Genomic DNA, 14,546 nt, shown 5'->3' with positions numbered 1-14,546 from the left:
ATGACTCGATATCCGGGCTGCGCCCATGCAGCGACGTGAACGCCCGCGAGCGGGCCGGGAATGACCGCACGCGCGAGCGCCGCGCCCTACCCGGTCGGCGCCTCGTCCTCCGCCGCTCCACGCACCCCGCTCTCGTCCGGGCCCTTGCGGCGCTTGCGCCAGGGAATGGCGATATAGGCGAGATCATCCAGCATCCCCAGCAGCTTGGCGCCGTTCGCCAGCTCCCGGTCGAGGGCCGCCATGGTCTGCGGCAGGCCCGGGTCTTCCTCGTCCAGCCACACGTCCAGCACCCGCGCGAACAGCAGCGCGAGGCCCTTCGCCCGCACGCTGCCGGACAGGCCCGTGCAGTCGATGCCCGCCGCCGCCAGCATCCAGCGCTGGGACGTCTCCGACAGCTTCAGAAGCTGGAAAGCGAGGATCGGGTCGCGCCGTGCCGAGCGCAGAAGGCCACGCACGGAATCCTTGTAGGGCTCCAGCGCATCGAGCCGGCGCATGAGCACCTCGAACAGGCGATCCTTCGGTCCCTCGCCGGCGAAATCCTCCGAATCCGGCCCGCCCTCCGCCAGCACGTGCCGGTCGGTGGCGCGGAAGAAGGCGGCGAGCAGGTCCGTGGTGGACGCAAACGACGCCCGCATCTCCCCGAGGGCGACGCCGCAGCGCTCCGCGACATCGGCGAGGGCGATGCGCGCGAACGGCCGCTCGGCCAGAAGGGAGAGGAAGCTGCGCAGGCAGGCCTCGCGGACGGTCTCGGACGTCATGGCATCCCCTTCGTGGATCCCCGCTGGCACGGCCCGGCTCGTGGCGTGCCTGAAACAGGCGCCAGCTTACACCGCGCACGGAGCAAGCGCCGCCCTCTCCGAGCCGTCACGGGAAAGTGGGAGCGGACCGGGCCTTTTCAACCCGGCCGTGCTGGCAGTCAGCCGGCGAGCTCCTTGCCGCGCTTCGTGGCGGCGGCAATGGCAGCGGTCAGGAGCGGGCCGAAGCCGTTCTCCTCGTGCATCAGCACGGCGAGGGCGGCGGCGGTGGTCCCGCCCGGCGAGGTCACGTTCTGCCGGAGCGTGGCGGCCGGCAGGTCGGAATGATCGAGCAGCGCCCCGGCCCCCGCCACGGTGGCACGGGCGATGCGGTGGGACAGCTCCGCCGGCAGCCCGGCCTCGATCCCCGCCTGGGCCATGGCCTCGGCCAGAAGGAAGGCATAAGCGGGGCCGGAACCGGAAACGGCAGTCGCGGCATCCATCAGGGCCTCATCCTCGATCCACTCCACGATGCCGATGGCGGACAGGAGGGCGGAGGCGAGGTCGCGCTGGGCGGCGCTCACCCGCGGTCCGGCGACGGCCACGCTCACGCCGCGGCCGATGGCGGCCGGCGTGTTCGGGATGGAGCGCACCAGGGCGGCATCCGCGCCGAAGATATCGGTCATGAAGGAAAGGGTGCGGCCGGCCATGATGGACACCACAACCGTGCCCGCCTTCACCAGCGGCGCCACGCGCGGCAGCGCATCGGGCGCCACCTGGGGCTTGACGGCCAGGAGAATAACGGAGGGGGCGGACACCGTATCAAGGTTGGGATTGACGCTGACGCCTCGCGCCGCGAGCGCCTCGGCCGCTTCCGCGGGCATGTGCGGATCGAGCACTATCGCGTGATCGGAGGAAAGGCCCAGCTTCAGCCAGCCCTCCAGCATCGCCCCGCCCATCTTTCCGGCACCCAGCAGCACCACGGGACCGGACAGGTATTTCAGCGCGCTCTCACTCATTTCCGCCTCTTGCCACCGGCGCATGGATGCGCCGGATCCAGGACTTATCACGTCCCGAGGTTATAAGGTGAAAGCGTCCGCATGCGGGTGGGGAAGGCGCGGCCTCCCCACGCCGCAAAACCGCCCCGGCCGCGCCGGGGCGGGATGGCACAATGCCTCAGGCCTCGCCCACGGTCTCGAACAGGGCCGTGTCCATGGCTTCCCGGGCGGTCTTGCCGGCCCAGACCACGAACTGGAAGGCGGGATAATAGCGCTCCACCGCATCGATGGCGGCGTCCACGATCGCCTCGCACTGGCGGTCGGAGGCGGTGGCGCCGCCCGCCAGCACCAGGGCATGGCGGAACATGATGACGCCTTCCTGGCTCCACAGGTCGAAATGGCCGAGCCACATCTGCTCATTGACCAGGGCGAGCAGCTTCAGCACCTCCCCGCGGCGCCCCTCGGGCACCTTGAAGTCGAAGGCACAGGCGAGATGCAGGGATTCCAGCTCGTCCATCCACTGGAAGGAGACATGGCAGTCCGTCCAGCGGCTGGAGAGCGAGAGGGTGATCTCGTCCTCGTCGGAGCGCTCGAACGACCAGTCGTGGAGGGCGGCAAGCTGCTCCACCAGGTCAACGGGGTTCGCCGGCGCATCGGCTTCGATGTCGATGAGAGACATGGCCTCGACCTCGCGGTGTGAGGAACGCGGAGAGGGTCGAACGCGGCAGCGTCCGCGCGTCAGGCCAAGAAGTGACGACCACAACCCAGTGATGACCACTCAGAGGCATGCGCAACACGGCGTGCCAGGCGGAAGCCCCTTGCAGCACGGTGCCCCACTGGGGACACCGTCCCTTGGGAGAGCCTCCTGGCGAGGCTGCGCCCCGTCGTATCCATACCGTGTACGACGAACCGGCTCCGAATCGCCACGAAAATCAGTATATCGCGGGTAAAGATTTCCCCGCTACGACAGATTGTGGCCCGTGCACCTTGACGCCACACGCTTTCGCACTGCGACACAAAGGCGCGGCACGCTCAGCTCCGGCCATGCAGGACCGAGACGACGCGCAGGACAGGGGCGCGCGGGCGATCAGTCCTCCACCACGGGATCGGCCGGGCCGGTGGAGCCGTTCGGGGTCGGGTGGGTGTGGATGCGCAGGTTCGCCTCCAGCAGCTCGAGGCGGGCGGCAAGGCGCTCGTTCTCCGCGCGGGCAGCGGCGGCCATGTCCTTCACCGCCTCGAACTCCTCGCGCTTCACCAGGTCCATGTCGCGCAGGAAGCGCTCCATCTGGGCACGCATGGCGGTCTCGGCCTCGCGGCGCACCCCCTGGGCTACCCCCGCGGCGTCGTTCACGAGACGCGCCATCTCGTCGAAAATGCGGCCGGTGGTCTGGGTCATGGGAGCCTCCTCGTGCGCATTCGCGCCCAAACGGGAAAATGGCGACACACGGGCGGCGACGCAAGGGCGGGATAAACCGCGCCCCCGGGGAAGAAGCAATGGGGCGCGGGCGGCGCCCCCAACCGCTCGCCTCCCCGTGTCCCGCCCCCTTTCCGTCCGCCGGCTTGACGCGTGCCGGTCCGGCGCGGCATCACGGCGCCGTCCGCCGGCCCGCCCGGCGGCGGACCCATGAGCGGAGACGAGATGCCCACCTTCGCTTTGCCCTTCCCCGCCATCGATCCCGTGCTCGTGCAGGTCGGCCCCCTGGCGGTGCGCTGGTACGCGCTGGCCTATATCGCCGGCCTCGTCATCGGCTGGCTGCTGGCGCGGCGCATGGTGGCACGCCCGGCCCTGTGGGGCGGCACCTCGCCCATGCAGCCGCAGGACCTGGACGACGCCTTGTTCTGGGCGACGCTGGGCGTCATCCTCGGCGGACGCACCGGCTACGTGCTGTTCTACAATCCGGTGTATTTCGCCGCCCATCCGGCGGACATCATCGCGGTGTGGAAGGGCGGCATGTCGTTCCACGGCGGGCTGGCCGGGACGCTGATCGCCCTCGTGCTGTTCGCCCGCTCGCGCAATATCCCGGTCATGTCCCTGCTGGACGTCTCGGGCGTGGTGGCGCCCATCGGCCTGTTCTTCGGGCGCATCGCCAATTTCATCAATGGGGAGCTGTGGGGCCGCCCGGCGGACGTGCCGTGGGCCATCGTCTTCCCCAATGGCGGGGACCTGCCGCGCCACCCGAGCCAGCTCTACGAGGCGGCGCTGGAAGGCCTGGTGCTGTTCCTGGTCATGCTGCTGGTGGTGCGCCTGGGGGGGCTGAAGCGGCCGGGGGTGGCCACCGGCATCTTCGGCATCGGCTACGGCCTCTCGCGCATCGTCGGCGAGTTCTTCCGCGAGCCGGACGTGCAGCTCGGCTACCTCGCCTTCGGCACCACCATGGGCATGTGGCTCTCGGTGCCGCTGGTGCTGGCCGGCGCAGGCCTGCTGCTCTATGCCCTGAAGCGCAGCCCGCTGCCGTGACCACGCCGCTCGCCCGCGAGATCCGCGCCATCATCGCGGCGGAGGGGCCGATCCCGATCAGCCGCTACATGGGGCTCTGCCTCGGCCATCCGCGCCACGGCTATTACATCACCCGCGACCCGCTGGGCGCGGCGGGCGACTTCACCACCGCCCCCGAGATCAGCCAGATGTTCGGCGAGCTCCTGGGCCTGTGGGCTGTGGCGGCCTGGCAACAGATGGGCGCGCCCGAGCCCTTCCGCCTGGTGGAGCTCGGCCCCGGCCGCGGCACGCTGATGGCCGATGCCCTGCGCGCCGCCCGCCTCGTGCCCGGCTTCGGCGCCGCCGCCCGCATCCACCTCGTGGAGACGAGCCCGGTGCTGAAGGCAACCCAGGCCCGCACGCTCGCCGCCCACCTGCCCGGCGTGCAGTGGCACGACCGGGTGGAGGAGGTGCCGGAGGGGCCGGCCCTCGTCCTCGCCAATGAATTCTTCGATGCCTTGCCCATCGACCAATATGTCCGCGCCGCCGGCCAGTGGCACGAGCGGCGGGTGGGGATCGACGGCGAGGGCCGCCTCGTGTTCGGCCTCGATCCCGCCCCTGCCCGCGCCGCCGCGGCCTTCGCCGCCGACCTGCCTCCCCCGGCCGAGGGCGCGGTGCTGGAGCATATGGAGAGCGGCCCCGCCCGCGCGCTCGCCGCCCGCCTCTCGGCGCAGGGCGGCATGGCCCTCGTCATCGACTACGGTCATGCGGGCGGCTATGGCGACACGCTGCAGGCGCTGGACGCGCATCGCTTCGCCGATCCCCTTGCATCGCCCGGCGACGCCGACCTCACCGCCCATGTGGACTTCGCGGGCCTCGCCCGCATCGGCCGGATGGCGGGCCTTCACGCCTTCGGGCCGCTGGAGCAGGGCCCCTTCCTCGAACGCCTCGGCCTCGCCGCCCGTGCCGAGCGGCTGAAGCGCGATGCCTCCGAGACGATCCGCGCCGCCGTCGACGCCGCCGCCGCGCGCCTTGCCGGAACCGGCGACGGGGAAATGGGGCGGCTGTTCAAGGTGCTTGTCCTCGCCCATCCTGCCCCCGGGGCCCCGCCCGCCTTCGACCCGTCCGAGGAGTTCACGTCATGAAGATCGAGGCCCCCTCCCTCGCCGCGCTGCCCGGCATCCGGCACGCCTTCTTCACCCGGCGGGGTGGCGTCTCGACCGGCATCTACGCGAGCCTCAACGGCGGCACCGGCTCCAGTGACGATCCGGCGGCGGTGGCGGAGAACCGGGCCCGCATGGCGCGCGAGATCGGGGTGGAGCCGGGCCGGCTGGTGGCCTGCTGGCAGGTGCATTCCGCCGATGCCGTGCTCGCCACCGAGCCCTGGACGCGGGAGGCGGCCCCCAAGGCGGACGCCGTGGTCGCCGCCAGTCCGGGCATCGGCGCGGCCGTCTCCATCGCCGATTGCGGGCCGATCCTGTTCGCCGATCCCGATGCGCGGGTGGTGGCCGCGGCCCATTCCGGCTGGAAGGGCGCCATCGGCGGCATCGTTGCCGCCACCGTCGCGCTCATGGAGGCGCAGGGCGCCAGGCGCGCCAACATCCGCGCCGCCATCGGCCCGCTCATCCGCCAGCCGAGCTACGAGGTGGGGGAGGATTTCGTCGCCCGCTTCCTCTCCGAGGACAAGGGCTTCGCCCGCTTCTTCGCCCCGGCCGACCGCGCCCACCACGCCCTGTTCGACCTGCCGGGCTTCATCCGGCTGCGGCTGGAGCAGGCGGGGGTCGGCGCCATCGAGGACCTCGGCCTCGACACCTATGCGGACGAGGAGCGCTTCTTCTCCTATCGCCGCACCACCCACCGCAAGGAACCCGACTACGGCCGCCTGATGGCCGCCATCGCCCTCGCCTGACCGCCAGCGGACCTCAAGATGCGCTCCACCGACGTCACCCTCCTCATCGTGCCCGGCTGGCAGGGCTCCGACCATGACCACTGGCAGAGCCGCTGGGAGCGCTCCCTCTCCTCCGCCCGCCGGGTGGAGCAGGCGGACTGGATGCGCCCCGACCTCGCGGCCTGGACGCAGCGCCTCGCCACGGCTGTGAAGGCGGCGGAAAAGCCGGTGGTGGTGGTCGCCCATTCCCTGGGCGTGCCCACTTTGGTGCATGCCGCGCCGCTCTTTCCACAGGGCAAGGTGAAGGGCGCCTTCCTCGTCGCCCCTCCGGACCTGGAGCGGGATGGCCTCGACCCCGTGCTCGCGCCCTTCGCGCCAGTGCCCACCGCGCCTTTGCCCTTCCCGTCCGTTCTGGTGGCGAGCCGCACCGATCCCTATTGCGCCTACGCGACGGCGGAGGGCTTCGCCCTCGACTGGGGGGCGGCCATCGTGGACGCGGGAGATGCCGGGCACATCAATCCGGCCGCCGGCTTCGGCCCGTGGCCGGAGGGCTCCATGCGCCTGCTCGGCTTCCTCCAGTCGTTGAAATGACGGGAGCGGACGGCGGCCCGGAGGCGCATTATCGTTTCGGAAACCCTGCGGGCGCCCGCGCCCGCTTTTCACAGGGCCGTTAACCGCACCTTAACCGTTTTTCTGGACCCGGCCGGCGTTTCCCGCTAGCTCTTCGGTGACGAGACAATCGCCGGGAGCGACCATGCGGGAAGACGAGGCAATGGCCGTGTCCGAGGTGCGCGCGCGCCGCCCGTTCGCCTTTTCCTCCGGTTTCTCCCAGGCACGGGTGGTGCGGGCGTTGGCGGGCCTCGCCCTGTGCGCCGGCCTCGCCGCCTGCCAGACCGACGGATCCGGCATGGCCTCCTCCGGCAGCCGCGCCCTCGCCTTCGACACCATCGACGGGCCGCCCCAGGCCACCTTCGAGAAGCTGGTGGGCGACCTTTCGAGCGAGGCGCAGACGCGCCGCGTCGCGGTGGTCTCCCGCAGCACTGCCGCCGCCTACCGGGTGAAGGGCTATCTCGCCATGCATGTGGACCGGGGCAATGCCACCGTCGCCTATGCCTGGGATGTCTACGACCAGAGCCAGACCCGCGTCGCCCGTGTCACCGGCGAGGAGCCGGCCGGCCGGGTGAAGGGCGCCAGGGACGGCTGGGCGGCGTGCGACGATGCCGTGGTGGCGCGCATCGCCGACCGCTCCATGGCGAGCCTCGCGGATGCGCTGGGCGCGCCGGCCACGACCGCCATGGCCAGCGCCAGCGCGCCGGAAACCGCCCCGGCCGCCGAGCCGGCGCGGCCGGACAGCTCGACCGGCACGCCGGTGGCCGCGCTCTCCGCCGGATCCGGCGCCTCTGCGCCTGCCGCAGCCCTGGCATACGCCGCCAATTGAGAGGCACCCCCACTTTGGTGGGGGACTGGCCCTTTACAACATTGTGACGGCCCGCCTATCAGAACCACGCAAGCCTTGATCAGCCCCGGCGCGGCCGGGCGGAGCGTCAGATGTCAGCGGAGAACGGTCCCATGAAGCTCGTCGCGGGCAATTCCAACCGCGCGCTCGCGGAAGCCATTGCCGCTTACCTCGCCACCCCGCTCACCAAGGCGGTGGTGCGGCGCTTCGCGGACATGGAGATCTTCGTCGAGATCCAGGAGAACGTGCGCGGCCAGGACGTGTTCGTGCTGCAGTCCACGTCGTTCCCGACGAACGACCACCTGATGGAACTGCTCATCATCATCGATGCGCTGCGCCGTGCCTCCTCGAAACGCATCACGGCGGTGCTGCCCTATTTCGGCTACGCCCGGCAGGACCGCAAGCCCGGCCCGCGCACGCCCATCTCGGCCAAGCTCGTCGCCAACCTCATCACCCACGCCGGCGCCGACCGGGTGATGACGCTGGACCTGCACGCCGGCCAGATCCAGGGCTTCTTCGACATCCCCACCGACAACCTCTATTCCGCCCCGGTGATGGTGCGGGACATCAAGGAACGGTTCGACATCTCGAACCTCATGGTGGTCTCGCCCGACGTGGGCGGCGTGGTGCGCGCCCGCGCGCTGGCCAAGCGCATCGACGCCCAGCTCGCCATCGTTGACAAGCGCCGCGAGCGCCCCGGCGAGAGCGAGGTGATGAACGTCATCGGCAATGTGGAAGGCCGCTCCTGCATCCTGGTGGACGACATCGTCGATTCGGGCGGCACGCTGGTGAACGCCGCCGAGGCGCTGCTTGCCCGCGGCGCCAAGGAAGTCACCGCCTACATCACCCACGGCGTGCTCTCGGGCGGAGCCGTGGCGCGCATCACCGCCTCCAAGCTCAAGGAGCTGGTGATCACCGATTCCATCCAGCCCACCGAGGCGGTGCGGGTGGCGCGCAACATCCGCGTCATCTCCATCGGCACCCTGATCGGCGAGGCCATCGCCCGCACGGCGCACGAGGAATCGGTCTCCAGCCTGTTCGACTGAGGCCCGCGGCGCGGGGCCGGGCTCAGCCGAGCCCGCTTTCCCCGTTCGCGCCATTGCCGGGGACGTCGCGCTCGCCCTCTACCCCGCCCCGGCGCTGCAGCCACAGCATCACGAGCCAGCAGCCTGCGGCCCATGCCGCGCCCAGCGCCCAGCCGCCGAGCACGTCGGTGGGCCAGTGCACGCCGAGATAGATGCGGCTGATGCCGACGATGACGGTGAGCGCTGCCGCCGCGCCCAGCAGGAACACCTTGACCCGCGTGCGCGGCTGGGTACGCGCCAGCAGCGCGCCGAGGGTGAGATAGACCACCGCGGACAGCATGGCGTGGCCGGAGGGAAAGCTCTGGCTGTAGACCGACATGCCATGGGGCACGAGATCCGGCCGGGGGCGGTCGAAGCCCCATTTCAGCGCCTGCGACAGCAGCGTGCCGCCCGCGACCGAGAAACCGACCAGCCATGCCGTGTGCTGCCGGCGGATCATCAGCAGGAACACCATCGCCAGCAGGGTGATGAGGGTGAGCACCGCCGTGCCGCCCAAGGCGGTGAGGTCGCGCATGGTCTCCTCCAGCCAGGGCGGGCCGAGGGGATCGGACGGATCGGCGGGATTGCGCAAGGCGAGCAGGATGCTGCGGTCGAGCGCGCCGGCATCCCCCTCCATCACCTCGTCGGCTACCTTCACGAAGACGTAGAAGCCCAAGGCGGTGAAGCCGAGCACTGCAAGGGTCACGCGCTCCATGGCGCTGACCGAGGCGAGAAGAGGCCCGAGGACAGGCAGCGCCTCGAGGCGGCTGCGGCCGCGGCGGATCAGGGAACGCATCTGGGACAACATGAGGCAAGGGTTGGCGCGATCGGCGGGCGACGTCAACACCGCCCCGCTCACGCCTGCAACGGCGCCGGCCCCCGGATCGTTCCCCCGCCGGAGGCGGCCCAGGCGCGCACCGGCTCGGACGGGAAGGCAGCGGAACGGCCTTGCGCCCCTCCCCCATCCCTGCCATCTGCCGGGCATGACGGCCCGCACCGACCCCATCGCCCTCTATCTCGACGCCGACGCCTGCCCGGTGAAGGAAGAGGCCTACAAGGTCTCCTTCCGCCACCGGATCCGCATCCTGGTGGTGGCCAACACACCCCTCGCCGTGCCGCGCCATCCGCTGGTGGAACGGGTGATCGTGCCCGCCGGGCCGGATGCGGCCGATGATTTCATCGCCGCGCGCGCCGTGCGGGGCGACGTGGTGGTGACCGCCGACGTGCCGCTGGCGGCCCGCTGCGTCGCCGCCGGGGCGGACGTGATCGGCCCGACCGGCAAGCCCTTCACCCGCGATTCCATCGGCATGGCGCTGGCCACCCGCAACCTCATGGAGGACCTGCGCTCGGCCGGAGCCGTCACCGGCGGGCCCAAGCCCTTCTCCGGACGCGACCGCTCGACCTTCCTCTCCGCCCTCGACCTCGCCATCGTGCGGCTGAAGCGGGCGGGGTTCCCGGCCGCGCCGGAAGCGTGAGGCTCATGCCCGCGGCCCCCGGCCCCTGATCGGTGCCGGGCGGATAGCTGCGCACGTGAATGACACCCAATGAGTGACGCTGTCGGCCGCCGGGGTCAGAAGCACTCCTCCTCCAGCTTCTTGAGGGCGGCGAGCGCCGCCTCGTCGTCCTGGTCCTCGAACAGCTCCACCATGTAATAGACGTGGGAGTGCAGCAGCAGCAGCTTGTCGCAGATGGCTGCCTGCCCGGCCTCGGCGGCGGCGAGACGCGTCCGGAAGCGGTCCCAGAACGGGTTGGCGTGGGCCGGGTCGCAGATATAGCGGAACAGATGCGCCAGCACCCGCCGCATGTTGCCCTCGAAGTCGATGCCCTGGAACGTCAGGTAGCGATCCGGCTCCTCGAGCTCGAACGGCAACGCGGGAAAACCGGTGGTCTCCATTGGCAGGTCCTCGGGTCCGGGCGCCGCATGGCGGCCATCGGGGCGAGGGTGTCGGCGGCGGCGCCGCGCCCGCAATCGGCCCGGCACGACGCACGAGCGACATGCACGAACGGCATCTGCGGCGCACGAACGGTGGTCCGGGCCATCGGGTCCGGTGTCCGGCCGGCGGCGGGACCGGGGTCGCCGAAGTCCGGCAGGAGAAGCTCCCGCGCCTTCGGATCACACCGCCAGCAGGCGGCGGATCTCCCCCACCCTGGCCCGGCTGACGGGCACCCGCGTCTGCGCCGCATCGGCCATCACCAGATGCCAGGCGCCGTCCTGCCGGCTCGCCGCGCGCACGTGGCGGATGTTGACCAGATAGCGCCGGTGCACCCGCACGAACTGCCCCGGATCGAGCCGCCGCTCCAGGTCCGCCAGCGGACGGGGGCAGAAGGCCGAGAAGGCCAGCGTGCGCGCCTCCGCATAATGGCCCTGGGCCACGAGGCAGGCCACCTCCCCCACGTCGATGAGGCTGATGAGGCCGCCGTTGCCACGCACCAGGGGCAGCTTCATGAGGGGGCAAAGGGCGGCCATGGCCGCCTCTCCCGCCACCGGCACCGCCTCCGCCGCGCGCATGGCCGGCTCCGCGGGCATGGCGGCCCGCCCCATGGCGGGAGCGTCGGACAAGGCGTGGATCATCATGCAAAAGCCGTCCGGCGGCCCGCCGGGGGCAGCGTCGAGCCGGCTGACCTTGGCGACCAGGCTGCCCATGGCGGTCGTGACCACAAGGGAGGAGGTGCCGTCCGCCGCGCCGCGCGCCTGCTCGATCAGCCACGACACCTTGTCGCGCGCCTCCGGCGGGTGGAGGGCGAGGAGCGCCACGCCGATCAGCGGCACCCCGGCGGGGGCGAGCAGCCGCATGGCCACCGGATTCACGGAACGGATGCGCAATTCCCCGTCCAGCATCACCACGCCCACCGCCGCGCGCTGGAGCCGGTATTCAAAGGAGGGGACGGGCGCGGCGGGGGCCTCGGCCGGTGCGTGGTCTCCCATCGTCTCCCCCTTCCGCAGCCGATTGCGCCGCCGGCATCCTAGAGCGCGATCCGACCGGACGGAACCGCGGAGCGGATCCGGCTCCAGATCCCCGCCCGGGCCCTGGAAACGCCGCGTTTGCCACGATGCAGCCGCATGGATACTTTACGCGCCCTTCTGCCGGCGCGCCGGCCCACCCCGAAGTCGCGGACCCATGACGGACATTTTTCACGAGATCGAGGAAGACCTCCGGCGCGAGCGCCTGCGCAAGCTGTGGGACCGCTTCGGCGGGCTCATCATTGGCTTCCTCGTGCTGGTCGTGGTCGCGGCCGGCGCCTGGAGCGGCTACAAGTTCTGGCGCCACCAGCAGGCGGTGACGGCCAGCGTCGCGTTTGCCGCCGCCGCCCAGCTTGCCGAAGCGGGCAAGCTTCAGGAGGCGGAGGCCGCCTTCGCCGCCCTCGCCAAGGATGCACCGGGCGGCTACCGCACCGTGGCCCTGTTCCGCGCCGCCGCCGCTGCCGCCACGCGCGACAAGGCGGCCGGCGTCGCCGCGTTCGACGCCCTCGCGGCCGATGGCAGGCTCGATCCGCTGATGCGGCAGCTGGCGCAGCTGCGCGCGGCGCTCATTCTTGTGGATACGGCGAGCCTTGCCGACGTGAACCAGCGCGTCGCCTCCATCGCCTCCGGCACCGGCCCGCTGCGCCATTCGGCGCGCGAGGTGCTGGCCCTCGCCCAGCTGAAGGCGGGCGATGCCGCCGCCGCCAACAAGACCGCCACCGAGATCACCTCCGACGCGGCGACGCCGCCCGGGGTGCGCTCCCGCGCGGAACTGGTGCGGCGACTGACGGCCGGCGCGGCGGCGCCCACGGCCGACGCCACCGCCCCAGCGGCCCCCGCGGCGGGTCCCGCCGCGACGCAGTGACCATTCCGAGCGGAAGGATCGCCCCATGAAGATCAAGAGCGGCATTCTCAAGCCCCTGCGCGTGGCACTGGGGCTCGCCCTCGCGCTGACGGTGGCGGGCTGCGAATCGCTGGACGGCTGGAATCCCTTCGAGCAGCAGAAGAAGCCGGTGCCCGGCACCCGCCAGCCGGTGTTTCCGGAAGGCGTGCCGGGGGTGGACTATTCCTCCCGCCTCGGCCAGCCGAGCAAGCCCGTCACCATCGACCAGCTGCCGCCGCCCTCGGGCGGCAACGCGAAGCCGCAGCAGCAACAGCAGTAACAGCGCCGGGTCCTTTCCCGGCCGATCCGGGCCGCAAGGCCGCCGTGGCATCAACGGAGCACCTTCGGTCCCCTCATGAGCTTCCTCCTGGCCGTTGTCGGCCGCCCCAATGTGGGCAAGTCCACCCTCTTCAACCGCCTCGTGGGCAAGAAGCTCGCGCTGGTGGACGACCGCCCGGGCGTGACCCGTGACCGGCGGGAGGGGGACGCGCGGCTCGGCGACCTCTCCTTCCGCATCATGGACACCGCGGGCCTCGAGGAGGCCGACGCCGCCAGCCTCGAGGGCCGCATGCGCGCCCAGACGGAGGCCGCCATCGCGGATGCGGACGCCATCCTGTTCATGATCGACGCCCGCGTCGGCCTCACCCCCACCGACCGTGCCTTCGCCGCGCTGGTGCGCCGCTCGGGCAAGCCGGTGATCCTGGTGGCCAACAAGAGCGAGGGTCGCGGCGGCGAGGCGGGCGCGCTGGAGGCCTTTGGCCTCGGCCTCGGTGATCCGGTGCCCCTGTCCGCCGAGCACGGCGAGGGCCTCTCCGACCTCTACGACGCCATCTGCGCGGCCCTGCCCGAGCAGACCCGGCCGGCGGAGGAGGAAGACGAGGACGAGGAAGCCCCGCAGGACGAGGCCGACGACAAGCCGAAGCGCCCCATCAAGGTGGCGGTGCTGGGCCGCCCGAACGCGGGCAAGTCCACCCTCATCAACCGCCTGCTGGGCGAGGACCGCCTGCTCACCGGGCCGGAGGCGGGGATCACCCGCGATTCCATCTCGGTGGAGGTAAGCTATGCCGGCGTGCGGCTGGAGGTGTTCGACACCGCCGGCCTGCGCAAGCGCGCGCGCATCGAGGACAAGCTGGAGAAGCTCTCCGCCGCCGATGCCCTGCGCGCCATGAAGTTCGCCGAGGTGGTGGTGCTGCTCATCGACGCCACCCACCCCTTCGAGGAGCAGGACCTGCGCATCGCCGACCTGGTGGCGCGCGAGGGCCGGGCCCTCGTCATCGGCTACAACAAGTCGGACCTCATCGCCCGCGGCGGCCTCGCCACCCGCCTGCGCGAGGAGGCGGACCGTCTTCTGCCGCAGGTGAAGGGCCTGCCCATCGTGCCGGTCTCCGGCCTCATGGGGCATGGGCTCGACAAGCTGGTGGAAGCGGTCGCCAAGACCCACAAGGTGTGGAACAAGCGCATCGCCACCAACCCGCTGAACCGCTTCCTCCAGCAGGTGACGGACACCCACCCGCCGCCGGCCGTCTCCGGCCGCCGCGTGAAGCTGCGCTACATCACCCAGCCCAAGGCGCGCCCCCCGTCGTTCGTGCTGTTCTGCTCGCGTCCCGATGCGCTGCCGGAGAGCTATGTGCGTTACCTGGTGAACGGCCTGCGGGAAAACTTCGACCTGCCCGGCGTGCCCATCCGCATCACCCTGCGCGAGAAGGACAACCCCTACGCCGAGTGAGCGCGGTCGCCTCCACAGGGAGAACCGCCCTTCAGGCAGGCGTCCTCCCCTGCCCGCCAGGGGGGGCATATGCGCCGGACCGCCTCAGGCCCGAGCATCAACTCGGACCAGCCGGGCGATGGCGATCGTGCAACGCATGCAGTCGCGCGAGCCCGCCCGAGAGGACGACGGCCGAGCAAAGCTCTCCACATGCCCCGGCCGGCTCCAGCGCAGCTCGGAAGGAGAGCCGGAACCCGGCGCGAGGCCCAGCGCGGGACTCTGTCGCGGGCAGCTTCATCGGCGCCGCAGCGGGTATCGGCGACAGGTATCGGCGGCTTCGCCGAACTTTCCCCTGCCTGCCGGCCCGGCGCGCCGACTGCGCCGCCGCTGGTCCGGAGAAAGCGGGCTCGTCCCTCCGTCATCGCGCCCGCGGCGCGCCC

Annotated in this window: 17 protein-coding genes; 10 read left to right on the top strand and 7 right to left on the bottom strand. The window is 71.5% G+C overall.

Annotated elements, in window-relative coordinates; translation table 11 throughout:
* Positions 1-86 precede the first annotated feature (86 nt).
* From V5F59_RS04955 to V5F59_RS04940, 4 genes are all read right to left on the bottom strand, one after another.
* Positions 87-758, bottom strand: coding sequence for a TetR/AcrR family transcriptional regulator (locus V5F59_RS04955; RefSeq protein ID WP_393979957.1), 672 nt, complete (start codon positions 756-758; stop codon positions 87-89).
* A 158-nt stretch (positions 759-916) separates the two neighbouring features.
* Positions 917-1,753 carry a pyrroline-5-carboxylate reductase gene (gene proC / locus V5F59_RS04950; protein ID WP_393979959.1) on the bottom strand — a complete coding sequence of 279 codons (837 nt, stop codon included), beginning with the start codon at positions 1,751-1,753 and terminating at the stop codon, positions 917-919.
* A gap of 157 nt (positions 1,754-1,910) precedes the next feature.
* Positions 1,911-2,411, bottom strand: coding sequence for a type III secretion system chaperone family protein (locus V5F59_RS04945; protein WP_393979961.1), 501 nt, complete (start codon positions 2,409-2,411; stop codon positions 1,911-1,913).
* A 408-nt stretch (positions 2,412-2,819) separates the two neighbouring features.
* The gene (locus tag V5F59_RS04940) at positions 2,820-3,128 is read right to left on the bottom strand and encodes an accessory factor UbiK family protein (protein WP_393979963.1); all 309 of its coding nucleotides are present in this window, start codon (positions 3,126-3,128) and stop codon (positions 2,820-2,822) included.
* A 243-nt stretch (positions 3,129-3,371) separates the two neighbouring features.
* Here V5F59_RS04940 and lgt point away from each other — a divergent pair, with 243 nt between their 5' ends.
* The 6 genes from lgt to V5F59_RS04910 all read left to right on the top strand — a co-directional run bounded on the left by lgt (position 3,372) and on the right by V5F59_RS04910 (position 8,538).
* Positions 3,372-4,190, top strand: coding sequence for a prolipoprotein diacylglyceryl transferase (gene lgt, locus V5F59_RS04935; protein ID WP_393980434.1), 819 nt, complete (start codon positions 3,372-3,374; stop codon positions 4,188-4,190).
* Positions 4,187-5,293, top strand: a complete 1,107-nt coding sequence (locus V5F59_RS04930) for a class I SAM-dependent methyltransferase (RefSeq protein WP_393979965.1) — start codon at positions 4,187-4,189, stop codon at positions 5,291-5,293. Before lgt ends, V5F59_RS04930 begins: the two co-directional genes overlap by 4 nt.
* Positions 5,290-6,057, top strand: coding sequence for a peptidoglycan editing factor PgeF (pgeF, locus tag V5F59_RS04925; protein WP_393979967.1), 768 nt, complete (start codon positions 5,290-5,292; stop codon positions 6,055-6,057). Before V5F59_RS04930 ends, pgeF begins: the two co-directional genes overlap by 4 nt.
* Positions 6,058-6,075: 18 nt before the next feature.
* A complete protein-coding gene (locus V5F59_RS04920) occupies positions 6,076-6,627 on the top strand; it encodes an RBBP9/YdeN family alpha/beta hydrolase (protein WP_393979969.1) in 552 nt (183 codons plus the stop codon).
* A 163-nt stretch (positions 6,628-6,790) separates the two neighbouring features.
* Positions 6,791-7,474 (top strand): hypothetical protein, encoded by a 684-nt coding sequence (locus tag V5F59_RS04915; RefSeq protein ID WP_509211186.1) that lies wholly within the window; start codon positions 6,791-6,793, stop codon positions 7,472-7,474.
* Between the two features lie 110 nt (positions 7,475-7,584).
* Positions 7,585-8,538: a ribose-phosphate pyrophosphokinase gene (locus tag V5F59_RS04910; protein ID WP_393979973.1), complete on the top strand. Its 954-nt coding sequence runs from the start codon at positions 7,585-7,587 to the stop codon at positions 8,536-8,538.
* Positions 8,539-8,560: 22 nt separating this feature from the next.
* Here V5F59_RS04910 and V5F59_RS04905 read toward each other — a convergent pair whose 3' ends face one another.
* Complete coding sequence (locus V5F59_RS04905) at positions 8,561-9,352, bottom strand: phosphatase PAP2 family protein (protein WP_393979975.1); 792 nt, start codon at positions 9,350-9,352, stop codon at positions 8,561-8,563.
* A gap of 187 nt (positions 9,353-9,539) precedes the next feature.
* On the opposite strand from V5F59_RS04905, the gene V5F59_RS04900 reads away from it, so the two are divergent.
* Positions 9,540-10,031, top strand: coding sequence for a YaiI/YqxD family protein (locus tag V5F59_RS04900; RefSeq protein ID WP_393979977.1), 492 nt, complete (start codon positions 9,540-9,542; stop codon positions 10,029-10,031).
* 95 nt (positions 10,032-10,126) lie between these two features.
* On the opposite strand, the gene cowN is transcribed toward V5F59_RS04900, so the two are convergent.
* Together cowN and V5F59_RS04890 are read right to left on the bottom strand one after the other, a co-directional pair.
* Positions 10,127-10,450 (bottom strand): N(2)-fixation sustaining protein CowN, encoded by a 324-nt coding sequence (cowN, locus tag V5F59_RS04895; protein WP_393979979.1) that lies wholly within the window; start codon positions 10,448-10,450, stop codon positions 10,127-10,129.
* 219 nt (positions 10,451-10,669) lie between these two features.
* Positions 10,670-11,482 (bottom strand): PAS domain-containing transcriptional regulator, encoded by an 813-nt coding sequence (locus V5F59_RS04890; protein WP_393979981.1) that lies wholly within the window; start codon positions 11,480-11,482, stop codon positions 10,670-10,672.
* Positions 11,483-11,675: 193 nt separating this feature from the next.
* On the opposite strand from V5F59_RS04890, the gene V5F59_RS04885 reads away from it, so the two are divergent.
* The 3 genes from V5F59_RS04885 (at position 11,676) to der (ending at position 14,127) form a co-directional block, all read left to right on the top strand.
* Positions 11,676-12,383, top strand: coding sequence for a tetratricopeptide repeat protein (locus V5F59_RS04885; protein WP_393979983.1), 708 nt, complete (start codon positions 11,676-11,678; stop codon positions 12,381-12,383).
* Between the two features lie 25 nt (positions 12,384-12,408).
* Positions 12,409-12,681, top strand: coding sequence for a hypothetical protein (locus V5F59_RS04880; protein ID WP_393979985.1), 273 nt, complete (start codon positions 12,409-12,411; stop codon positions 12,679-12,681).
* Between the two features lie 75 nt (positions 12,682-12,756).
* Positions 12,757-14,127, top strand: a complete 1,371-nt coding sequence (der, locus tag V5F59_RS04875) for a ribosome biogenesis GTPase Der (RefSeq protein ID WP_393979987.1) — start codon at positions 12,757-12,759, stop codon at positions 14,125-14,127.
* The last annotated feature ends 419 nt before the right edge of the window (positions 14,128-14,546 follow it).

Origin of the sequence: Xanthobacter nonsaccharivorans, from assembly GCF_043194755.2 — a bacterium.
Classification (GTDB): Bacteria; Pseudomonadota; Alphaproteobacteria; order Rhizobiales; family Xanthobacteraceae; genus Xanthobacter; species Xanthobacter autotrophicus_G.
Note: the sequence above shows the minus strand (reverse complement) of the source record. Positions and strands in the feature narration are given on the sequence as shown.